We start from the raw sequence: 23,926 nt of genomic DNA on the forward strand, positions 1-23,926 counted from the left end.
TCTGATTGTAAAACAGAAATAGTTTGTTATCCTCTAACTGCATAAACATCATCTACATATGCAAAAAAGGAAGAGAACTACGACATATCGTTGATATGCCCAGCTCTCTTCCTTTGTATTTCGTTTTTTGCTGTTAAGACCGGATCTCTTTTGCTGCCTGTACCATATTGCGCAGACTTGCATCTGTTTCGGCGACGCCTCTGGTTTTTAAGCCACAGTCAGGATTGATCCATAATTTTTCTTTCTCAATCTTTTGCAACATGATACGGACTGCTTTGACAATCTCTTTAACAGACGGAACTCTTGGCGAATGAATATCATAAACACCCGGACCGACTTCTGTCTCAAAATGGTTTTCACGCAGTGAATCTAAGATCAAAAGATCGGAACGTGATGCCTCAAAGGTAATTACATCCGCATCCATATCGTCAATTGCCGGAATAATATCCGTAAACTCACTATAGCACATATGTGTGTGGATCTGTGTTTCCGGTTTCACACCGCTATGTGTCAGACGGAATGCCGGAATTGCAAAATCAAGATATTCACGATACCAGTCTGATTTACGAAGTGGGAGCTTTTCACGCAATGCCGCTTCATCAATCTGGATCACACGGATTCCGTTTTCTTCAAGATCAAGCACTTCATCCCGGATCGCAAGTGCAATCTGTGAGATTGACTCTTTGATGGAAATATCTTCTCTTGGAAATGACCAGTTCAAAATAGTAACCGGTCCTGTCAGCATTCCCTTCATCGGCTTTTTTGTCAGAGATTGTGCATAGACAGACCATTCTACCGTGATCGGACTTTTACGATAAACATCTCCCCAGATGATCGGTGGTTTCACACAACGCGTTCCATAAGACTGTACCCATGCTTTCTGTGTAAAGAGGAAACCGCCTAATGCTTCTCCAAAATATTCAACCATGTCGTTTCGTTCGTATTCACCATGGACAAGCACATCCAACCCGATATCTTCCTGCCATTTTACACAATCGGCTATTTTTTTCTTATTGAAATCCACATATTCCTGTCTGGTTATCTCCCCTCTGCGGTAAGCAGAACGATTTGCTTTTACATCTTTTGTCTGCGGGAAAGATCCGATTGTTGTCGTCGGAAAATCCCCCAGTCCCAATACTTCTTTTTGCAATTGCTGGCGGCTGCTGCGCTTTGGCACACGGACATAATCCTTCTTAGTTACTTTAGAAAGTCTTTCTTTCACTTCATCATGATCACAATCTCTTTTCCGGGTAAAAAACTTCTGATTCTTACGATAGGCTTCTTCATCCTGATAATTTTTAACTTCTGCTAATGTACCGATTTCTTGTAACTCTGTTAATTTTTCTTTTGCAAATGCAAAGTGATCAAGATATTCTTTTGCAAGCTTTTCTTCATTTTCCAATGTATATGGTACATGAAGCAGTGAGCAGGAAGTCGATAAGACTACCTGAATCTCTTTTTGTCTTAATCCTTCCAAAACCTGTAACGTTTTATCATAGTGATTCTTCCAGATATTCTTTCCGTTTACAAGTCCTGCAAATAAGATCTTATCTTTGGCAAAACCATACTTTTCGATCAATGCAACTGTTTCTTTTCCTTCTAAGAAATCCAGACCAATTCCATCAAAAGGCATTGCGAGCAGATCTTCATAAATATCTCTGACATCTCCAAAATATGTCTGTAATAAAATATGTACATCCTTTTTATATGGTAAAAGAGCATCATACACCGCATGAAATACTTCAATATCTTCCTTTGTCATGTCCTGTACCAATGCCGGCTCCTCAATCTGTATCCAGTTGATCGCTTCCTTTTGGCACCGGTCAAGCAATGCTTTGTATGCAGCAACCATATCTTCGATAAAGTTTGTTTCATTCTTTACGCCTGTATAACGGCATAATTTAAGCATCGTATATGCTCCGATCACAACCGGTTTGGTTTCTATACCAAGTGCTCCTGCCTGCTCATATTCTTTCCATAATTTGTCATTTGACAAACGAATCTTTGTATCATCCTCTACTTCCGGAACAATATAGTGATAATTTGTATTGAACCATTTTTTCATTGCCAGGGCTTTTACATCACCGGAATCTCCCTGGTATCCTCTTGCCATTGCAAAATAGGTATCTAATTCTGACAGTTGCAATTCCTGATATCTCTTTGGAATAATACCAAGCATAACAGCTGTATCCAATACCAGATCATAATGGGAAAAATCATTACTGGAAATATAATCAATCCCTGCATTTTTCTGTGTCAACCAATGTGTCTTTCTAAGTTCTTTTGCTGTTTGAAGCAACTCTTCTGCTCCGATCTCCGAACGAAAATATTTTTCAGAAGCAAATTTTAATTCGCGTAATATACCGATTCTTGGATATCCAATAACTGATGTTTTCATAAATAGCCCCCATTTCTTCTGTTATGTACTCTCGACATCTTCACAAAATGAATTCTTTCGGCTGAATTTTTCACTCAGACGATACCGGAAGTACATTTTTAAATCTCATCGTCATTCAACTGTTTTTTTGCTTTTCATTGACAAGATTCATTATAAAAGAGAGGCGTGCCATTGTATAATACGAATAAATAAAGGTTGTTCATAGTTTTAAACTATGAACAACCTTACTTTCTCAAATCTTTGACGGTACATTTCCTTTTCTTATTCCAGATATTTTCGGATCGCTTCTAAATAAGTAACACCTAACCGGCTTGTCATTCCCTTTCGGTGCCTGATATAGCCGATCCGCATATCTCCTTCATCAGCTAACGGAACGGCAATGATATTTTTTCCATTTAATTTCTTATCGATCACGCCACTACATACCGTATAACCATTTAATCCGATCAAAAGATTAAACAAGGTCGCCCTATCTCTGACACGGATATTCTTCTTTCGCTCAGAGGTAGAAAAAATCTCTTCTGAAAAATAAAAAGAATTGTGTTCGCCCTGTTCAAAGGACAGGTATGGATATTCTTCTAATTCTTTATTCGTGATCACTTCCTTTTTTGCTAAAGGATGTCTGCTGCTGATAAATACATGTGGCTTGGCAGTAAATAGCGGATGAAATTCCAGATCATGGGACTTTAAAAGCTTACGAAGAACCGCTTCATTAAAATCATTCAAAAAAAGAAGTCCGATCTCACTTCGCATCTTTGCAACATCTTCTATGATCTCATAGGTCTGTGTCTCCCGCAGACTGAAATCATATTCTTCCTGCCCATATTTCTTGATCAGATCAACAAACGCATTGACTGCAAAAGAATAATGTTGCGTCGATACACAAAACTGCTTCTTGCCACCTTTGTTTCCTTTATAATGGTCTTCTAAGATTGATGCCTGTTCTAAAACCTGCCTTGCATATCCCAGGAAATCATCCCCTTCTTTTGACAAACTGATCCCTTTATTGGTGCGGTGAAAGATCACCAGATTCATCTCTTTTTCTAATTCATGGATTGCATTGGTCAGACTCGGCTGAGAAATATATAATTTATTCGCGGCTTCCGTGATCGTTCCGGTCTCTGCTACCATAACGACGTATCTTAACTGCTGAAGTGTCATTGTCTCCTTCTTTCCCTTCTATCTTCATGCACACACAAAGGAAAACATATTTGATGATCCGGTTTTAATACACCATATCTTAATCTTTTGATTCGATTACGATTAAAATTCCATCGTCAAAAGTAAGTTCTGCTTTTGTACACTCCATTGCCAGTTCATTGCTGACACCGAGACTGTTTCCGATTGCAAGATTGGCTCCTTGCAGTTCGTACTTCAAACCTCTTATATATACATTCGTTACTTTTTCTGTCAAGGGAAGTAATGAAATATATTTTCCAAATACATGATCCTGCTCAAAAGATGCTTTCTTTTTGACTAAATACAATCGGTTATACGGATCAACAATATACGTCCGGATTCCTTTTTGTAATGGGATCATCAATATATTGACATTACCAAGGAAATGATCCAGCCGCTTTCCGGTTGCACCAAGAATATGGATTTCTTTGGCTCCCTGCTCTACCGCCCAGTCCAATACGATCTGCATGTCTGTCGCATCTTTTTCGGGGGGATACGATACAAATGCCGTCTGCATCTGATGATACTTTTGATAGATCTTAGTGCTGACACTATCAAAATCTCCCATCGCATAATCCACTTCCAATGCCAGCCGATCTGCTGTATCTAAGCCTGAATCCGCACATACAACCGTATCAAAGTCCTGCTTTCTGATATATTCCTTTGCAAAAGCCAGATCGACCTGACCGCCACCGATCAATAATGTATTTCCTAACATAATAAGCTCTCCAAACTTTATCTGCCCTCTGATGCTTTTTGCTTCTTTAAAAATTCTCTTTGCATCTCAAATATATAACGTGTCAGTCTTCTGTCTGACTGTGTCAGCACACAGCCATAATAAAAATCATAACGGTTCGATCTGGAATCCACTTTATTCTTGCGAACAATCAGAGCCTGCACAGACAGATTACCATATGCAGATGGGATATCAAAAAAGATACTGTCATTAATCCCAAATTCAGCATCGCAGTAAATACCGACACCGGTTTCACTGACATCTTTGATCATACCTTTTACTTTATGTTTCTTAGAAGCTTCAAAAAGCCAGTTATCTACTTCTTCATTTGTCATTCCTGTATGCTCCGGCACTAACGGAACATCCGAATAGCACAGTCCGGTATCCGGATCAAGATAATATCCAAAGAGAACTTCTTCAAAAAGGTTAACACGATACGCATTTCTCCTATTAAATGTTCTTCCTTTATCTTTAATTTGAAAATAATGTACCGGATAGCCATCTAACTTAGCAAGCCCTGATTCTACATGATCCCACATCCACATCACTTCTGAACTTCGATAGATCAATGTGATCCGGTCTTGTGGTTCAAAATGGAAAAAACGCCCATTCGATGCAATGGCTGTTACACAAACTCTCCTATCATTCGTATCTTCTACCTTACTGACCAGGCGGTAACGATAATCCTCTCGTTCTACTATAATCTCTAACGTCTTTCCTAATGGAATCTTTTCAAGAAGCATCTGCAATCACTCCTCTCAATTTCTTTAAATTCGATTCAATATCTCCCCCAAAAACAGCGGTACCCGCTACTGCAATATCAACACCTGTCCTGGCAACACTTTCTAAAGTGTCTGCATTCACACCGCCGTCCACTTCGATCAGATACTTCCATCCATTTTCCTGTCTTAACCGATGCAATGCCGTTATCTTGTCTAATGTTTCCGGTATTAGCTTCTGTCCTCCAAATCCGGGCTGTACTGACATAACAAGGATCATATCTGCATCCTGCAGATATGACTCAACAGCCGATATGGGTGTATCCGGATTGATAGCAATCCCGCATTTCATATTATGATCATGAATTTTTTGAATCGTATCTGCAATACAATGACATGCTTCTGCGTGAATTGTCATCATATCCGCACCTGATTTTGCAAGTGCCTCCACATATCGCTGTGGATCCTGCACCATCATATGAACATCAAAAAATAATTTTGTATTTTTTCGAATAGAAGCAATTACCGGCATACCAAATGAGATAGAAGGAACAAACATGCCATCCATCACATCAATGTGAAGGATCTTTACGTCTAATGCCTCTACCTGACTGATCTGCCTGCCCAAATGATTAAAATCTGCTGATAATATGGATGGTGCTATCTGAATCATATCATTTCCCCTATCTAATATTTTCTCCGTGTACTGATTTCTTCATAAAACTGCTTATAATTTTCATATCTTGCTTTTGAAATCATGCCTTGTTCTAATGCTTCCTTGACACAACAATCCGGTTCATGAATATGGACACAGCCTAAAAACCTGCATTGATCCCGGTATTCCATAAACTCCGGATAATAATCTTTAATCTCTTCTTTTTCAATTTTAGGAAGTTCTAATGAAGTGAATCCCGGAGTATCCATAACATATGTGTCTTCTCCCAGATAAAAAAGCTCAGAATGCCTGGTTGTATGCTTGCCTCGTTTGATCTTTTCGCTGATCTCTCCGGTTTCCATCTTCGCTTCCGGGAAAAGTGTATTCATGACCGATGACTTACCAACACCGGATGGTCCGGCAAATACCGTTGTTTTTCCAGAAAGAGCCTTTCGAAAATCTGCAATGCCATCTCCGGTTTTGGTACTGGTTATGAAAACAGTGATCCCACTCTTCTCATAATTAGCTGCTAATGCTGCCGCTTCTTTTGGCGGACAGTCATCTGATTTGTTAAAACAGATGATCGTCGGAATCTCCTGCTGTTCCATGGAAAGCCAGAAACGATCTAAAAGGTTTAAATTCGGTTTCGGATAAGACAATGCAAATATCACAACTGCCTGATCCACATTTGCAACCGCCGGGCGGATCAAACGATTCTTTCTTGGAAGAATTGTAATAATATTACCCGCTTTCTTCTCTTCATCCAAAATCTCAATCTCGACATCATCTCCCACAAGAGGTTTTTCTTTTCTATTACGAAAAATCCCCTTTGCTTTACATTCTATAATGCCTTTTTGTTCTATATTCACATAATAAAATCCTGCTATACCACGTATGATCTTTCCCTGCATTATTCCGAAACCTTACTAAATGCGATATTATATTCTCCACCTAACACTTCACCATCTTTGACAATGGAGATCGTACCATTGTTCTCACTCCATCCGTTGACAGTAAATTTTCTAGGGAAATCGTTATAACTTAATGTTCCTGAGAATACAGTCTTCTTTTTACCATCCTGGTTCAATACAAGTTCGATTACAGCCGGATCATCTTCCGGATAATCAAATGGATTCGAACTGATTGATACACTACCAACATACTTGTAATTCTTATTGCTTGTCGGCGCCGGAGTTGGTGTTGCCTTCTTAGGTCCTTTGCTGACAGAATATCCAATAACCGTACCTACTGCTACCTTCTTACCGGCTTTTACATTCTGTGATACAACTTTTCCTTTTGCATATGTGTTTGAGTATACATAAGTTACTCTTGATTCTTTTGTAGAAAGTCCGACATCAGCAAGTTTTTCCAATGCCACTTCTTCTTTCTTGCCTACAAGGTTAGGTACCGGAACCATATCACTTTCTGCCCCTTTACTGACTAGGATCGTAACGGCAGTTCCTTTCTTAACACTGGTTCCGACAACAGGATCTGTTCCACAGACCTTTCCTTCACTTACTGAATCACTATATTCTTTCGTTGTCTTTGCTACTGTAAGCCCCAGATCCTGAATCGCAGACATTGCATCTGATACCGATTTGTTCTTCAGATCAGGAATAGTAATTCCACTATCACCTTTACTATAAGAGATTGTTACCTCTGTGTATTCATCTACTTTTTCATCTGCTTCCGGGCTCTGACTGACAACTGTATTTGCCTCTTCATCAGATTCTACTGCCTCTAATTTGTATTTTAAATTCTTGTCTTCTAGCAATTGCTGTGCTTCTTCCAGTGTTTTTCCTACCAGTGAAGGTACTTCCACCTGGTCTCCATCTGATACATCAGAAGATGCGTCCGGAGTTGCACTCGCTTCTGCTACTTTCTTCGCAGAATTGTCCTTTGAGCCGCCACCCCACCAGCCGGCAACTTTACCGATGATCAGAAAAATCACGATCACAATGATCACAGCGACTACACCACTACAAATCTTTAAGATTCTTTCCAGCTTTGGATCTAATGCATCTTCTGCTGCTTTATCATTGTCTGCCACTCTACGTCCTTCTTCCGTTCCAAGATGTTTTTTATTATCTTTAACAGCCTGCACAACATCATCTCCGAGCATAATTGTCGGAGAATCATCTGTCTCCTCTTCTAAAACAACATAATCGCCATCCGGATCCGATACGGCACGACGAAGATCTAAAACAAGTGCCGATGCATTTTCATAACGAAGATCCGGCTTTTTCTGCATACATTTTTGTACAATGCGTGAAAGGCTTCTTGGAATCTCTGCATCCACTTCTTCTAACGGAACAGCTTCTTCATGTACATGAGCATATGCCACCGATACCGTACTTTCACCTTCAAAAGGAACATGACCTGCAAGCATCTCATACAAGGTAACACCTAAAGAATAGATATCACTTTTTTCATCGCTATATCCGCCTCTTGCCTGCTCCGGACTGATATAATGCACTGATCCCATGGCATTGGAAGTGATCGTGTTTGAAGTGGCTGCTTTTGCAATACCAAAGTCAGTCACCTTGACTTTTCCTTCACGGGAAATAATGATATTCTGCGGCTTAATATCTCTGTGTATGATATGGTTCTTATGTGCTTCATCAATTCCCTGTGCGATCTGGATACCAATACCGATTGCCTCATTGATCTCTAACTTGCCTTTGCGCTCAATAAACTTCTTTAATGTAATTCCTTCTACTAATTCCATCACAATATAATGCAGGTTATCGTCTTCCCCTACATCATATACATTGACAATATTAGGATGTGATAATCCTGCAACAGACTGTGCCTCTGCGCGAAATTTAGCGACAAACTTAGCATCATTGCTGTATTCCTGCTTTAAAACCTTGATCGCTACATTTCGATTCAATCGCAGATCTTTTGCATTGTACACATCTGCCATTCCACCGGAACCGACTTTATCTATTATCTCATATCTTTCACTTATTATCATACCCGGACTAATCATTCTTTTCCTCCATTCTCTATAAACATTCCTCTATACTATTCATCATTTACCTGTTTTATGCTTATGTATCTTCTATTCAATCTTTGCAAGCACTGCTGTAATATTGTCATCGCCGCCATTCCGGTTTGCGCTTTCAATCAGCTTGTCGCCTGCTTCCTCTAACGTAGCACTGTTTTTAATGATATATTCCATATCATCATCTTCGATCATGTTAGACAGACCATCACTACACAATAATATAATGTCATCTTTATGCATTTCTATCTCAAAATAATCCGCTCTGACTTCCTGATCGATTCCTAACGCCCTTGTAATAATATTCTTCTGTGGATGAACGCGTGCTTCGCTTTCCGTCAGATTCCCCTGTTTTACAAGTTCTTCTACCAAAGAATGATCATCTGTAATCTGATGGATACTTTCTCTTATTAAATACAAACGGGAATCACCAATATTAGCAACATACATTTTTCCATCTACTAATGTGCATGCTACCATTGTGGTTCCCATTCCTTCAAATGCAATATTTTCTCTCGCAGCATCGTAAATGCTTTTATTCGCGTTGTTTACCGCTTCTTCAAAAATAGATACCGGTGTTGTATGCTCCGACTGTTCAATCGTCTCTACTATACTTTTTACACAAAGCTTAGATGCCTGATCTCCTGCTTTATGCCCCCCCATTCCATCTGCTACGATCAACAGGTTATGGAAACTACCGACATTGTTTTCATTACAGTAGAAGAAGTCCTGATTCATACTTCTCTTCTTTCCAACATCAGTCTTTGCAACTGCTTTCATGTAGTTTCCCTCCTTTGTTCTTATTTCGTAATTGTCCACAGGCAGCATCAATATCTCTGCCCATCTCTCTTCTAATAGTAACATTTGTGTGATATTTTTCAAGGGTAAATTTGAATTCTTCAATATTATTGCGCTTAGAACGCTGTCCCATTCTTCCCTCTACCGGATTTAACGGAATGAGATTCACATGACAATTCATTCCCTTTAAAAGATTTGCCAATTCGATCGCATGCTCTTTCGAATCATTTTTTCCCTCGACCATACTATACTCAAATGTAATTCTTCTTTTCGTCTTATCAATATAATAACGGCAGGCATCCATGATTTCCTGTATCGAATATTTATTTGCGATCGGCATCATTTCACGTCGCAATGTATCATTCGGTGCATGAAGTGAGATTGCTACCGTGATCGTTAAATCTTCTTTTACCAAGTCTTTTAACCGGTCAACCAGACCACAGGTTGATAATGTGATATTTCTCTGGCTGATATTTAGACCATGCTCATCTGACAACATACGTATAAAACGAACGACATTATCATAATTATCAAGCGGTTCTCCAATTCCCATCAAGATAACATTCGAAACGCGTTCTCCTGTTGTCCGCTGGATCTCATAGATCTGATCTAGCATTTCCGAGGTTTTTAAACTTCTTATCAGACCGCCTACCGTAGACGCACAAAAGCGGCAACCCATACGACAACCAACTTGTGTTGAAATGCATACGCTGTTTCCATGCTTATATTTCATTAAAACGCTTTCCACAAAGTTTCCATCTGAGAGTTCCATCAGGAACTTGTTGGTACCATCACTCGAAGTCTGTCTTTGTACGATCTTTGCACTATGGATCGTACATGTCTCTTCTAATTTTTTACGCAGATCCTTTGACAGATTTGTCATTTCATCAAAAGATGTTACCAGTCTTTGATGGATCCACTGATAAAGCTGTTTACTGCGAAAGGCCTGTACACCGATACTTTGTACAAACGCTTTCATCTCTTCAAAATTCAGACTTTTAATGTCTATCTTTTCGTCCAATCTATCACCATCCTGTGTCATTTTTAAGCTTTTGTCAGATTGTTTTTTCAAAGCAAGAAATAAAGAAGCCATCGGTTTGTGCCATCGTAGGTAAAACCTGTAAATATCCTTTTTCTCCTGTCTTTTGTTGCAATTTTTCAGGAAGATCTTCTTCTATTGATACAAGCCTAAGCGGAAGATTTTCCTGTATCCATGCAACATTTTTTTCATTTTCTTCCTGTGCGATCGTACAGGTACTAAAAAGAAGTCTTCCACCCGGTTTGACATAAGATACGGCATTTTTTAAAATTTCTTTCTGAAGCGATGCAAGTACCTTAATATCTTCGGGTTTTGTCTTATATTTGATATCGCATTTCTTTCCGATCACACCAAGACCGGAGCATGGAAGATCTGCGATCAAAACATCTGCCTTTTCTTTCCATTCCTCTTTGTATACCAATGCATCATTTTGAAAAACGGAAACATTTTGATAGCCAAGCCTTTGGCAGTTTTGCTGTATCAGATCTGTCTTTTCTTTTGTCAGGTCTGCACTAAGCACCTGTCCGCTTCCTGCTAACAGATCGGCTGCATGTAATGTTTTGCCACCCGGAGCAGCACAGATATCAATCACGGTATCGCTTTTTTTTATACCCGAGATCATACCGACAAGCATAGAACTTTCATCCTGCACCTGAAACATTCCTTTTTGAAACGCTGCAAGCTTTGTCATATCCTTATAATCCTGTAAAAGCACGGCTTCTTTTGCAAAAGAGGCTTCTTTTACCGTCACGTGATCCTGCAACAAGGTCTGAATGATCTCTTCTTTTGAATAACGGCTTGTCGTCAGTCGAACTGCCAATGCTTTTTTCTCTGTTAAAAAACTTTGTAAGATCTGTTCTGTTTCATTAATTCCATATTGTTCTATAAACAATACTACGATCCATTCCGGCATCGAATAACGGATATGCAGATATTCTTTTGTTCCTTCTTTCGGATAAACGATCCTGTCTTTTTGCCGGATGATCGTTCGCAATACACCATTGATAAAGCCTTTCAGATTGTGCATCTTTCTTTTGATTGTCAATTTTACTGCCTCATTACAGGCTGCGGAATCCGGGATCTGATCCATATAAAAGATCTGGTAGCATGCCATTCTTAAAATGTTACGGATCACAGGTTTCATCTTTTTGACTTTGACTTTTGAAAACTGATCAATCACATAATCTAATTCTATACAACGTTCTACCGTTCCCTCTACAAGACGCATCAAAAAGCCTTTGTCGCGTTGTTCTAAGTCATATGTGTCTAATGCCTGATGCAGACATTTGTCACAAAATGCTTCTTTTTCCATAATTTCGATCAAAAGATCCAAAGCAATCTTTCGAACCGAATAGAACGCTTCTTTTTTTTGTGTCATGTAAAGTTCACCTCTTTTTCAAACTTTATTCTCTGCTGCTTTTTAACTGCTGCCCTTTTTCTAATGAAAATCCTCTTAAAAATGCATCACAGCGCATCCTTTTTTTGCCTTCTAATTGCACCTCATACACTCTTAAAAGTCCGTCCTTTGTCTTAACATCAAAAGAATCTTTTGCAACGTCTACGATCATTCCGGCTTCTATATCCTGATCAGATGATACCGTATCTTCTATCACATCTGCTTCCCATATCTTTAACATCTTACCATTTAAAAAGCAAAATGCACTCGGCCATGGATTCAATCCGCGAATCAGTCGTTCCAACTCGTTTGCAGGCTTTGTAAAATCCATCTGTCCGGTTGCCTTAGAAAGACGTTTTGCATAGGTATGCTGTGCATCATCCTGCTTTTGTGGCTGTAACGAGCCTTCCTCTGCCATTTGTAAGACTTTAAGGATCATCGGTCCACCGAGCTTGGCAAGCTTATCAAAAAGACTTCCACCTGTTTCTTTCGGATCCAATGTGTATTTTTCCACTAAAAGAATGTCTCCGGTATCCAGCCCTTCATCCATCTGCTGGATCGTCACACCGCTTTCTTTATCTCCATCAATGACAGACCATTGGATCGGAGCAGCTCCACGAAGCTTTGGTAAAAGAGAGGCATGTACATTCAGACAGCCATATCTTGGAAGCTCCAGAATTTCTTTTGTCAAAATCTGACCGAAAGCAACTACGACGATCACGTCTGGTAAAATGCTTCTAAGCTGTTCAATAAATGCACCATCTCTGACACGGTTTGGCTGAAAAACAGGGATTCCTGCCTCGATCGCAGCTTCTTTTACCGGAGAAAACTGTACTTTACCGCCTCTGCCCTTGGGCTTATCCGGTTGTGTTACAACACCAATCACTTCATGTTCGCTATGGATCAGTGTCTCTAATGTCTCCACAGCAAAATCCGGTGTTCCCATAAATAAAATTCTCATAGGTTCTCTCTCCTTTCCCACTGTTTCCAATGTACCTTATTCCTGCTCTTCGGTAACATTAAGAAGCTCCCCTTCTACTTTTGATACATATAGTGTACCATCCAGATGATCAACTTCATGCTGGATCGCCCTGGCAAGAAGTTCTTCGCCTTCTACCACGATTTCTTCCATATTTTCATTCAATGCTTTTACTTTTGCATAATTTGCTCTTTTTACAATACCTACTTTGTTTGGAACACTAAGACAGCCTTCCTGTCCTTCCTGCTCTCCTGCCAACTCAATGATCTCCGGATTGATCAATACGATTGGATCATCTCCTTCCGGTGTTACGTCGATCACAACGATTCTTTTTAATACACCAACCTGCGGAGCTGCAAGACCAACGCCCTGTGCATCATACATCGTATCTAACATATCTTCTATCAGTTCTTTGATACGTGGCTTCATCTCTGTCACCGGTCTGCATTTCTTTTCTAATATTTCGTCACCTATTATTCTGATATTTCTAATTGCCATGTTTCATCCTCATTTCTATATAATATTTAAGATTCATTGTTAAACGTGAATGTGATCCTGCAGTCATTATACATATGGCTTGTCTGCATAAATTTCTCAAAATGATCTTTCACATTGCAAAGCATTTGATAATCTTTGGAACGAATATATAAAATCTTGCGATAAACATCCCGAAGCTTTGCAATCGGTGCATCATTCGGCCCCAGTACGATCATATCATGATACGATATGGTTTTACTCTTTAATACTTCTGCTAACATGGCCGCTTTTTCTTCTTTTTCAGAAAACACCAACACTTCTAGTATATTGGAAATCGGCGGATATTGCAACATTTGTCTTTTGGCGATCTCCTGCCTGTAAAATGCTTTATAATCCTGTGCAGCCGCACATTGAATACTGTAATGATCCGGCTGATAAGTTTGTAAGATCACTTTACCTGCTTTTTTCCCTCTTCCGGCACGTCCACAAGCCTGTGCGAGCAATGCAAAAGTACGTTCGGCTGCACGGTAACTTCCGGTATTTAATGACAGATCGGCTGCCAGAATGCCTACTAAAGTAACATTTTCAAAATCATGTCCTTTTACGATCATCTGTGTACCAACCAAAATATCTGCTTTTTGCTGTGCAAACTGCTGTAAGATCCTGCTATGTCCTTCTTTTCCGCTTGTGGTATCTGCATCCATACGAAGCACACGGGCCTCCGGGAAATGTTTATGGATCATTTCTTCCACCTGTTGCGTTCCCAGACCGAAGGTTCCGATATATTTAGAACCGCATGCCGGACAGACTTTTGGCATTTGTTTTTGTGCCCCGCAATAATGGCATTTTAATATACTGACCTTCCCTTTATATTCATGTGGTTTCATTGCTACCGAGCAGCTGTCACATTGTATCACTTCTCCACATTCCCGGCAGGATACAAATCCTGCATAACCTCTCCGGTTAATAAACAGAATGATCTGCTCTCTTTTTTGTAGCCGCACTTTAATCTCTTCCTGTAGTCTACGGCTAAAGATCGAAAAATTTCTTGCTTTTAATTCCGCACGCAGATCGGCAATTTCTACTTCTGCCATCTGTGCATTTCCGGCACGTTTTGTCAAAGTCATAAGGGAATATTCCCCCGTCTGGCAACGGTAATATGCTTCAAGCGAAGGAGTTGCTGATCCCATTACAACACTGGCATGCAGCATTTTTGCCCGTTGTACTGCTACTTCTCTGGCATGATACTTTGGTGGACTGTCGCTTTGATAACTGCTTTCATGCTCTTCATCGATCACGATCAATCCAAGATTGGAAAATGGCGTAAACAACGCTGACCGTGGCCCGATCATAATCTGTATCTCACCTCTTTTTGCCCGAACGAACTGATCATAACGTTCTCCGGCAGACAGACGGGAATGCATGATTGAAACCTTTGAACCAAATCTGCCATAGAAACGCTGTACGGTCTGAAAGGTCAATGCAATCTCAGGGATCAATACGATCGCCTGCTTTCCTTTTTGGAGTACATGATCGATCAGATTCATATAGACTTCTGTCTTGCCGCTTCCTGTCACACCATGGATCAGATAATCCTTTCGGATTCCTGCGTCAAAGTCCGTTATAAACTGCTCTACGATCGTTCTTTGCTCTTCGTTTAAGACTTTTGCTTTTGTGACGACTCTGTTATCAGAAAGCGGATCCCGGTAGATCTGTTTTGATACAATTTTAAGAATTCCTTTTTCTTCGAGTCCTTTTAACAGGGCGGCTGTCGCTTTAAACCGGTGAAGAAACGTTTCATAGGGTGCGCCTTTTTCATAGTCCTTCTGCTCTAAAAGTCCCTGTAAGATACGGGCGCGTGCTGTATTGTGTTTTTGTTCGAAATAAACCTTTTTTTGTTCCATTTCTTTCCTTGAAAGAGCGGGAATAATGTGGCGTGCGACCTTTTCCTTTACTTCTTTTCGAACCGGCATAACAGCCTTGATCGCATCATTCATCGTTCCGCCAAAATTTTCCTTGATCCAGTAAGCAAGTGAAAGCAGGTGTGATTCTGCAACCACTCCCTGCTTTTCTACTCGTAGGATACTTTTTGTTTTATGAATATCATATTTGGCTGTCCCCGACAAACCTATGATATAGCCTTTCATTTCACGGTTTCCTTTTCCAAAAGGAATGATAACACTCGCACCGATCACAGCATCTGCTACCATTTCTTCGGGAACCAGATATTGAAACGGACGGTCAAGGCTTTTTACGGACACATCAACTATGATGTCTGCAAATATCATGTATCTCCTCTTTTCTAAAACAGCTTATATAAAAAATATTTTATCTTTTCTATCGAATTTTCTGATCATGCAAAGTTTTTCATCTTTTCATACAGCGGGATTTCCATCTTTTAAATATTCGTTGTATCAGTCTGTTATGAAATAAAATTCCCATCCGCTACGACATCAGCGATCAGTTCTCTCTCATCCATATGATATTTCTTTCCTTTGATCTCCTGATAATCCTCATGGCCTTTGCCTGCCAGAACGATCACATCGCCTTCTTTTGCATTTTCGATGGCATAACGGATCGCTTCATGACGATCTGTAATCGCAATATATTCTCCATCTGCTTTTTTCACACCGGTAATGATATCTTCGATAATCGCTTCCGGCTCCTCATTTCTTGGATTATCGGAAGTAACAATCGTCAGATCGGCAAGACGGGAAGAAACTTCTCCCATCTCAAATCTTCTGTCACGGGAACGATTGCCTCCACATCCAAACAAACATACCAGACGTTTTGGATCGTATTCTTTTAATGTGGTTAAAAGACTATTTAAGCTCATTGCATTGTGCGCATAATCAATCATTAATGTAAACTTTGAAGAAACCGGCACGATCTCTACTCTGCCTTTAACACGAATACTCTTTAAGGATTCTAAGATCGTTTCTTTTGAAACGCCAAAATGACGGCAGATTGCGATTGCTGTCATTGAATTATATACACTGAATTTGCCCGGAATATCAATTTCTACATCCATATCCAAAAGCCCGCTCATATGATATGCAACCCCTAAGCTTCCGCCTTTATCAAACAAATGAACATCGGACGCACACATATCTGCATTGGCACTAAAACCATACGTTTCCACTTCACAAGTGTGTCCTTTTAAAATCTCTTCTAAATGGCTGTCATCTGCATTAAAGATTCCCTGCTTGCATTGTCTGAACAGAAGGCTCTTGCAATGAATATAATCCTGTAGATCTTTATGCTCATTCGGACCGATATGATCCGGTTCTAAGTTTGTAAAGATACCATAATCAAAGATAAAACCACCGACACGATGTAACATCAGGCCCTGTGAAGAGACTTCCATCACAACACATTTGCATCCTGCATCTGCCATTTTACGGAACGATTCCTGTACAACATACGATTCCGGTGTTGTATTCGCTGATGGGATTTTTTCTTCTCCGATGATCGTTTCAATCGTTCCGATCAATCCGGTCTTAAAACCGGATGCTTCTAAGATTGAGCGCACCATATACGTTGCTGTGGTCTTACCTTTTGTACCGGTAATTCCAATCGTTATCAATTCTTTTGCCGGATGTTTAAAATAAGCTGCCGATGTCTGTGCAAGTGCAAGTCTTGTATTCTGAACCCGGATCACCGTAACCTCCTCCGGTACCTCTACATCTTTTTCAACAAAAAGAACTGCTGCTCCTTTTTCCGCAACTTCCTGTGCAAAATCATGTCCATCACAAACTGCTCCGCTGATGCAGACAAAAGCAGAATCTTTTTCTACTTTTCTGGAATCATATACTAAAGTAGTAATCTCTCTGTCTAATGTTCCCTGCACACATTCATATTCCATTTCTTCTAACAAACAACTTAATTTCATCCTGCTCTTTCCTCCAATCCAGTTGAATGTACTCCCGGTATTTTCTCAAACCGAATTCTTTCGATTTGATTTCCGAGAATACATTTGATCATCATCTTTTTGATCTCTGTATTCTATTACATTTTATTCCAAACCGGAAATGTCAATCTCGCCATCGCAGATGACTGCTGCCGGTCCGGTCATCCAGACGGTATCTTCATTTTCATCATAATTCAGATACAGATCTCCGCCAAGCAGATGGACTGTGATCTCATGATCGGTCAGATCATTTAATACACAAGCTACAACCGTTGCACAGGTTCCCGTTCCACAGGCAAGCGTTTCACCGGAACCACGTTCCCATACACGCATCTTAACTTCTTTACGGTTCAAAACCTGAACAAACTCTGTATTGACTCTGTCCGGGAATGCTTCATGCTTTTCAAAATGCGGTCCAAGTTGTTCTAATGGCAGCGAATCGGTATCGTCCACAAAGGTAACGGCATGTGGATTTCCCATTGAAACACAGGTAATATAATATTCTTTTCCATCCACAGTGATCGCTTCATTGACACAGCGGTCTGTTCCGATCGTTACCGGAATCTGCTTTGGTTCAAGAATCGGTGCTCCCATATTAACTTTTACCAATACCACTTTTCCATCTTCGATCGTAAGATCCAGATACTTGATCCCGCCTTTTGTCTCGATTGAAATCTTGTCTTTATCGGTCAATCCATACTCGTATACATATTTTGCAATGCAACGGACACCATTGCCACACATTTTTCCTTCCGAACCATCTGCATTATACATTGCCATTCGGAAATCTGCTACTTTGGACGGACAGATCAGGATCAAACCATCCGATCCGATGCCAAAATGTCTGTCACTTACATATATTGCAACCTTCTCAGGATTTTTTACCATCTTTTCCATACAATTTACATAAATATAATCATTTCCACAACCATGCATTTTTGTAAATTTCATATGCTGCCTCCTTTTTGCTGTTTATATTTTATTTTTAATTAATTTTTAAATAATCAGACTCGCAAATCCGCTCTTCCAGAGCTCTCGTTTTTGCTTCGCAAAAACATTTGCTCGTTGAAACATGCATGAAAAGGAAATGCCTGCTTCGCAGTCGCTCCCTTTTCTTTTGCCACAATCAGACTCGCAAATTCGCTCTTCCAGAGCTCTCGTTTTTGCTTCGCAAAAACATTTGCTCGTTGAAACATGCATGAAAAGGAAATGCCTGCTTCGCAGTCGCTCCCTTTTCTTTTGCCACAATCAGACTCGCAAATCCGCTCTTACAGAGCTCTCGTTTTTGCTTCGCAAAAACATTTGCTCGTTGAAACATGCATGAAAAGGAAATGCCTGCTTCGCAGTCGCTCCCTTTTCTTTTGCATGTTTCATTATATCATGAATTCGCAACACAAGAGAGCTTGCTTTCTTGTGCAGAATTCATGAACGACAAAATCTTCAAGCACAAAGTGCGTCAGATGCGAAGCATCTGGATTTTGGAGTTATTATACCATATCCCAATAATCTTTGATACCCTGTCATTGCATTTTGCTCTTTTCCCTTTTACAATAGATACATATGGGAGGTTCGATTTATGCGTTCAAAAATTGTACTTATGACCGGAGGTACGGAAACTCTGGATTTCTTTTCACGACAAATGCAAAATACATTCGTTCAGGCAGGATATAAAATCTTTCTTTTTGACCAGCGTTATGAAGAAGAAAGTGCCCAAAAACTAGCTTCTTTTGCCGGAATATCCGATACAGTCCTGATCACATTCAATTTTGAAGGATTACAAATGAGTCCCTGTCTGTACGATCCACTCAACCGACTCTTTTGGGATTCCCATGATGTAATCTGTATTAATATTGCTGTTGACCATCCTTTTTATTATCCTGAAGTGATCGAGATTCATCCAAACCGTTTCTATCAGGTATCGATCGACAGATTGCATCGTGCGTATCTGAAAAATTATTATCCACAGATCCACAGTGATCTTTTCCTGCCACTTGCAGGTACTTCTCTTTATCCGGATGGTTCTTACCCTTCTTTTGAAGACAGAACATACGATGTTGTCTTTACCGGCAATTTCACTCCGAAAGAAGAATTCGACCAGTATATCGACCGCCTTGGAGAAGAATATGCTGTCTTTTACCGCAGTATGCTGACAGAATTGATACAAAATCCTCAATTAGCAGATGATGCGGTTATGGAAGCACATCTGCATCGGGAATTTCCGGATGCTTCCAACGAAGAAATCCGGAAAACAATCGCCAATATGATCTTTATTGACGCTTACATCCGCTTTTATTTTCGTGAAAAAATCATAAAAACCTTAGTCGATCATAAGATCAACGTACATTGTGTCGGTAAAGGCTGGAATCGTTTACAATGCAAACATCCCGAATATCTGACATTTGAAGAAGGGCAATTATCAAAAGGATGTCTGGAACGGATCGCAAATGCAAAGATTTCGCTTAACATCATGCCATGGTTTAAAGACGGTGCACATGACCGTGTTTTTAATTCTATGGCAAACGGTGCTGTCTGTGTTACAGATACAAACCGCTATCTTTGCTGCGAACTGACTGATCGGGAAAATGTCATTTTTTATGATCTGAGTAACATAGAGGCATTACCGGATCTTGTAAATTCCATCCTGCAAAACCCAAAAAGGGCAAAAAAAATCGCCCGGAATGCTTACACATTAACAATGCGAAAGCACACCTGGGCAAACCGTGCTAATGATCTGCTTCGCTTTATCCACACGCTTTCCTGAAAGCCGATGCAAAATCCACAAAAAACAACCTTTTTATAGTATTTTATTCTTGTGGCTGCAGTCCAAAATGATGATAGGCTGCGTCCGATACCATTCGTCCTCTTGGTGTTCTAAGGAGTAATCCATTTTGAACAAGATATGGTTCATATACATCTTCTAATGTTCCTGCATCTTCACCGATCGCAACAGCAAGCGATTCGATACCAACCGGACCACCGCCATAGCTTTCGATCATCGTTGTAATGATCTTGCGGTCGGTCCTGTCTAAACCAAGACGGTCTACTTCTAACAAATTTAATGCGAAATCAGCTACTTCTTTTGTAATCTTTCCATCATACTTGATCTGTGCAAAATCACGTACTCTTTTTAAGAAACGATTGGCTAGACGAGGTGTTCCTCTGGAACGACGTGCCATTTCCATTGCTCCTTCTTTATCAATATCCACCTGTAAAATCTTAGCGGAATTCTCAATGATACAACACAACTCTTCCGGGCTGTAGAACTCTAACCGGTTGACAACCCCAAAACGGTCTCTTAACGGTGCGGAAAGCATACCGGCTCTTGTTGTTGCTCCAACCAGTGTAAAATGTGGCAGATCAAAACGAATCGAACGTGCTGCTGTTCCTTTTCCGATCACAACATCGATCACATAATCTTCCATTGCAGGATACAATACTTCTTCTACCTGTCTTGGCAGACGATGTATTTCATCCACAAAAAGGATATCACCATCTTTTAAATTATTTAAAATAGCAGCCATCTCTCCTGGTTTTTCAATAGCCGGTCCGGCTGTCACTTTCAAATTAACACCCATTTCATTTGCTATGATCCCGGCAAGGGTTGTCTTTCCAAGTCCCGGAGGACCATATAAAAGAACATGATCTAACGATTCCTGTCTTTGTTTTGCTGCTTCAATATACACTTTCAGATTGTCTTTTACTTTCTTCTGACCAATATAATCTTTTAGATATTGTGGTCTGAGTCCTGTCTCTATCTTTTCATCTTCCTGTGTAAATTCTGTTGTTATCATTCTTTTTGCCATCTATGATTCCTCAAATCTTATAAATTCTTTAAGCTTTGTTTCAATAATTCATCCACTTCCAAAGGTATTGTCATATCGACAGCACGTACTGCTTTGGTCGCATCCGTCTTTGGATAGCCGAGAACCACCAAAGCTTCTATCGCATCTTTTATTACACTGTTTTGTTCTTTTGATGTATCTGCTGAAATAATCACATCACCACTGTCATTTCCAATATCTCCGGTAAACAGATCATCCAGACTAAGCTTATCTTTTAATTCCAGAATCAGTTTTCCGGCAGTTTTAGGACCGATTCCGGGTACTTTTGAAATTGCTTTCGCATCATCTGCCATCACGGCATATTTCAGATCATACGCACCCATCACACCAAGTATTGACAGTGCTGCTTTTGGTCCGATTCCATTTACTGTGATCAACAGTTTAAAGACTTCGAGATCTTCCTGCGTCAAAAAACCAAAAAGCTGCATCGCATCTTCTCTAACATTCAGATAGGTATAAACCGTCAGTTCTTCTCCGATCGAAGGTAGTTCCTGCATAAAAGAACCCGGGATAAAAATAGCAAATCCCATTCCCTGATGTTCTAATACAATCTCTCCTTCTGATATCTGTGCTAAGGTTCCTTTGATAAAACGAATCATCTTTTCCTCCAGTTGTTTCTAATGTACTCCTAAAATCTTCTGATTCATAATCCTGCCAAAAAATTCGGTTCAAGAAGATACCACAAGTACATTCTATTCATCAGGAAGCCGGCTAAACGTTCCGTTCACTTTGCCAAGCCATCCTTCATCAATAAATTTTACCACAATATATGGATGAATCCCCAGTTCTTCCGCAATCTGTAATGCGTTGCTGTTTGGATACAGCTTCAAATATTGCACGATATCATCTAACTGGTTTTCATCTTCTTTTCTACAATCATTGCAACACATGGTTCTGATCTTTGATTTGAATACTTTATGACAGTGTTTACAGACATTGGTATACATAATAAGACTCTCCTCCTATATCAGAATAACGTTGAAAAAAGATTTAAGATTGGCTGGATCAGCTTCCAGCGTCTTGGTCTGTGCTTCCAGCTTTCATAACTGATCTCTTCACAGGTTTCAAATAAATAGGCAAAGTCCTGACGGATATCCTCTTGTATCTTCTTACCTGACATCCATACACCGTTTTCGTAATGCAGATAGAAACTGCGGTAATCCATGTTGATTGTTCCAACGATTGCAGCATTTTCCGACAAAATCTGCTTTGCATGGATAAATCCCGGTGTATATTCATAAATACGAATACCTTCTCTGAGCAAAATACCGTAATTATAGTTTGTTAATAATTTCGCATATTTTTTATCAGGAATATATGGTGTCAGAATACGCACATCCACCCCGCGATGAACTGCCTCAATCAGACTTTGCTGCATATAATCTTCTAATACCAGATAAGGTGTTGTAATATAGAGATATTCGTCTGCAAATGTGATCATCTGGTTATAGACACTTTCAATCGAATTATTCGGATTGAACGCCGGCCCGTCTGCAATCACCTGACAATATGTGTCACCGGCTTTGTCAGGCAGTTTCTTATATCGCAAATAATCAATATGTTCTTTCTCAAATGCACTTGCTTCCCACATTTGCAAAAAAACAACCGTAAGATTCCATACAGCTTCTCCTTTTAACCGTACGCCGGTATCTTTCCAGACTCCAAAGCGTTCGATAAGATTTGCATATTCATCTGCAAGATTAAATCCACCGGTAAAACCAACTTCGCCATCCACGACCAGTATTTTCTGGTGCGAACGATAATTCATATATAATTCACCGGTATATTTATGGATCGGATTAAACACACGTACTTCCATTCCTTCATGTTCAAGAATCTGCTTAAAAAACTTTTGCGTACGGATTGCAGCGCCAAAGTCATCATATAAAAACTTAACTTCCACTCCTTCTTCCAGTTTTCTTTTTAAGATCTTGTGGATCTGATCCCATAAAGCACCTTCTGCTACAATAAAAAAATCAATAAAAATATATTCTTTCGCCTGTTCTAAAGCTCCTATTATATCTTCAAACGCATCTTCCCCCATAGGATAGTATTTTACATCATTTCCTGCTGTTAAAGGGAAGCCCTCGCTTATCATATATTTGACCATTCTTCCGGCTACCGGATGTTTCTCAACATATTCTTCTGCTATCTTTCCATCCTGTATCAGAAAATTCTGTCCATATGAGATCTGGCGCAATATGTGTTCATCAAGCTGCTTTTTCTTACCGCCTTCACGTCCCCACAGATAATAAAGTACAAAACCTGAGATTGGCAAAAGTAATACGATCGATATCCATGCGATCCGAAATGATGGACTTTGCTTTTTATTTACCAGTGTAACAATTGCAATAATTGAACACAATTCCAATATAAAATAAAAATAAACCGTAATGCTCCTTAGCAGAAACGGCAGAATAAGAATCAATAAAATCTGTAACAGAACGATCAATGCGGTAACGACTACACGCAATAAACCACTCAGATTATTTTGTACACGTCCTTTTAAACCTTTCAAATAGCTTTTCTTTGCTCTGGACTCCGTATCAAAATAATTATCCGTTCCTTTGCTTTTATTCTTTTTATCCCATTTTTCATATGCAGCATCTGTTCCGAACTTTTTCTCCCACTTTTCATGTGCATAATCCACTACCATCTTTTTTTCCATCCAATCATCCTTTCAATATCAAATCATGGATTTCTTCTTTTTATCCACTTTTTTCGGTTGTTTGGAATACTCCCGTATTCAAAGCACTAGTACAAATTATATCTCATTGTTTCCGGTAAAGCA

20 protein-coding genes are annotated in these 23,926 nt (G+C 39.7%); 1 reads left to right on the forward strand and 19 read right to left on the reverse strand.

Annotated features, from left to right (window positions below):
• Positions 1–133: 133 nt before the first annotated feature.
• The 15 genes from metE to dapF all read right to left on the reverse strand — a co-directional run bounded on the left by metE (position 134) and on the right by dapF (position 18,244).
• Complete coding sequence (gene metE / locus H8700_RS10940; RefSeq protein ID WP_249305663.1) at positions 134–2,398, reverse strand: 5-methyltetrahydropteroyltriglutamate--homocysteine S-methyltransferase; 2,265 nt, start codon at positions 2,396–2,398, stop codon at positions 134–136.
• A gap of 261 nt (positions 2,399–2,659) precedes the next feature.
• A complete protein-coding gene (locus tag H8700_RS10945) occupies positions 2,660–3,559 on the reverse strand; it encodes a LysR family transcriptional regulator (RefSeq protein WP_249305664.1) in 900 nt (299 codons plus the stop codon).
• Between the two features lie 79 nt (positions 3,560–3,638).
• Positions 3,639–4,295: a thiamine diphosphokinase gene (locus H8700_RS10950; RefSeq protein WP_249305665.1), complete on the reverse strand. Its 657-nt coding sequence runs from the start codon at positions 4,293–4,295 to the stop codon at positions 3,639–3,641.
• Between the two features lie 17 nt (positions 4,296–4,312).
• Positions 4,313–5,056 (reverse strand): PilZ domain-containing protein, encoded by a 744-nt coding sequence (locus H8700_RS10955; protein ID WP_249305666.1) that lies wholly within the window; start codon positions 5,054–5,056, stop codon positions 4,313–4,315.
• On the reverse strand, positions 5,046–5,705 hold the full coding sequence (gene rpe / locus H8700_RS10960) for a ribulose-phosphate 3-epimerase (RefSeq protein WP_249305667.1): 660 nt from the start codon (positions 5,703–5,705) through the stop codon (positions 5,046–5,048). Before rpe ends, H8700_RS10955 begins: the two co-directional genes overlap by 11 nt.
• A 14-nt stretch (positions 5,706–5,719) precedes the next feature.
• Positions 5,720–6,598, reverse strand: coding sequence for a ribosome small subunit-dependent GTPase A (gene rsgA / locus H8700_RS10965; RefSeq protein ID WP_022140821.1), 879 nt, complete (start codon positions 6,596–6,598; stop codon positions 5,720–5,722).
• Positions 6,598–8,679: a Stk1 family PASTA domain-containing Ser/Thr kinase gene (gene pknB / locus H8700_RS10970; protein ID WP_249305668.1), complete on the reverse strand. Its 2,082-nt coding sequence runs from the start codon at positions 8,677–8,679 to the stop codon at positions 6,598–6,600. The genes rsgA and pknB overlap by 1 nt, the downstream gene beginning before the upstream one ends.
• 72 nt (positions 8,680–8,751) lie before the next feature.
• Complete coding sequence (locus H8700_RS10975) at positions 8,752–9,474, reverse strand: Stp1/IreP family PP2C-type Ser/Thr phosphatase (RefSeq protein WP_022140819.1); 723 nt, start codon at positions 9,472–9,474, stop codon at positions 8,752–8,754.
• Positions 9,452–10,534 carry a dual-specificity RNA methyltransferase RlmN gene (gene rlmN, locus H8700_RS10980; protein ID WP_249305685.1) on the reverse strand — a complete coding sequence of 361 codons (1,083 nt, stop codon included), beginning with the start codon at positions 10,532–10,534 and terminating at the stop codon, positions 9,452–9,454. The genes H8700_RS10975 and rlmN overlap by 23 nt, the downstream gene beginning before the upstream one ends.
• Positions 10,535–10,547: 13 nt before the next feature.
• A complete protein-coding gene (gene rsmB, locus H8700_RS10985; RefSeq protein WP_249305669.1) occupies positions 10,548–11,909 on the reverse strand; it encodes a 16S rRNA (cytosine(967)-C(5))-methyltransferase RsmB in 1,362 nt (453 codons plus the stop codon).
• Between the two features lie 25 nt (positions 11,910–11,934).
• Positions 11,935–12,888, reverse strand: coding sequence for a methionyl-tRNA formyltransferase (fmt, locus tag H8700_RS10990; protein ID WP_249305670.1), 954 nt, complete (start codon positions 12,886–12,888; stop codon positions 11,935–11,937).
• A gap of 36 nt (positions 12,889–12,924) precedes the next feature.
• A complete protein-coding gene (def, locus tag H8700_RS10995; protein ID WP_022140815.1) occupies positions 12,925–13,404 on the reverse strand; it encodes a peptide deformylase in 480 nt (159 codons plus the stop codon).
• Positions 13,405–13,430: 26 nt separating this feature from the next.
• Positions 13,431–15,671: a replication restart helicase PriA gene (priA, locus tag H8700_RS11000; RefSeq protein WP_249305671.1), complete on the reverse strand. Its 2,241-nt coding sequence runs from the start codon at positions 15,669–15,671 to the stop codon at positions 13,431–13,433.
• A gap of 134 nt (positions 15,672–15,805) precedes the next feature.
• Entirely contained in the window at positions 15,806–17,275 is a 1,470-nt protein-coding gene (locus H8700_RS11005; RefSeq protein WP_249305672.1) for a UDP-N-acetylmuramoyl-L-alanyl-D-glutamate--2,6-diaminopimelate ligase, read from the reverse strand.
• A 123-nt stretch (positions 17,276–17,398) separates the two neighbouring features.
• Positions 17,399–18,244: a diaminopimelate epimerase gene (dapF, locus tag H8700_RS11010; RefSeq protein ID WP_249305673.1), complete on the reverse strand. Its 846-nt coding sequence runs from the start codon at positions 18,242–18,244 to the stop codon at positions 17,399–17,401.
• 625 nt (positions 18,245–18,869) lie between these two features.
• Between dapF and H8700_RS11015 the strand changes: the two genes are divergently transcribed.
• Positions 18,870–20,054 (forward strand): glycosyltransferase, encoded by a 1,185-nt coding sequence (locus tag H8700_RS11015; protein WP_249305674.1) that lies wholly within the window; start codon positions 18,870–18,872, stop codon positions 20,052–20,054.
• Positions 20,055–20,097: 43 nt separating this feature from the next.
• On the opposite strand, the gene ruvB is transcribed toward H8700_RS11015, so the two are convergent.
• The 4 genes from ruvB to cls all read right to left on the reverse strand — a co-directional run bounded on the left by ruvB (position 20,098) and on the right by cls (position 23,803).
• Complete coding sequence (gene ruvB / locus H8700_RS11020; RefSeq protein WP_249305675.1) at positions 20,098–21,096, reverse strand: Holliday junction branch migration DNA helicase RuvB; 999 nt, start codon at positions 21,094–21,096, stop codon at positions 20,098–20,100.
• Between the two features lie 17 nt (positions 21,097–21,113).
• Complete coding sequence (gene ruvA, locus H8700_RS11025) at positions 21,114–21,734, reverse strand: Holliday junction branch migration protein RuvA (protein ID WP_249305676.1); 621 nt, start codon at positions 21,732–21,734, stop codon at positions 21,114–21,116.
• A gap of 93 nt (positions 21,735–21,827) precedes the next feature.
• On the reverse strand, positions 21,828–22,082 hold the full coding sequence (locus tag H8700_RS11030; protein ID WP_022140808.1) for a MerR family transcriptional regulator: 255 nt from the start codon (positions 22,080–22,082) through the stop codon (positions 21,828–21,830).
• Between the two features lie 20 nt (positions 22,083–22,102).
• The gene (cls, locus tag H8700_RS11035; protein WP_249305677.1) at positions 22,103–23,803 is read right to left on the reverse strand and encodes a cardiolipin synthase; all 1,701 of its coding nucleotides are present in this window, start codon (positions 23,801–23,803) and stop codon (positions 22,103–22,105) included.
• Positions 23,804–23,926: the final 123 nt, after the last annotated feature.

It is taken from the genome of Jutongia hominis, assembly GCF_014384965.1.
Taxonomy (GTDB): Bacteria; Bacillota; Clostridia; order Lachnospirales; family Lachnospiraceae; genus Butyribacter; species Butyribacter hominis.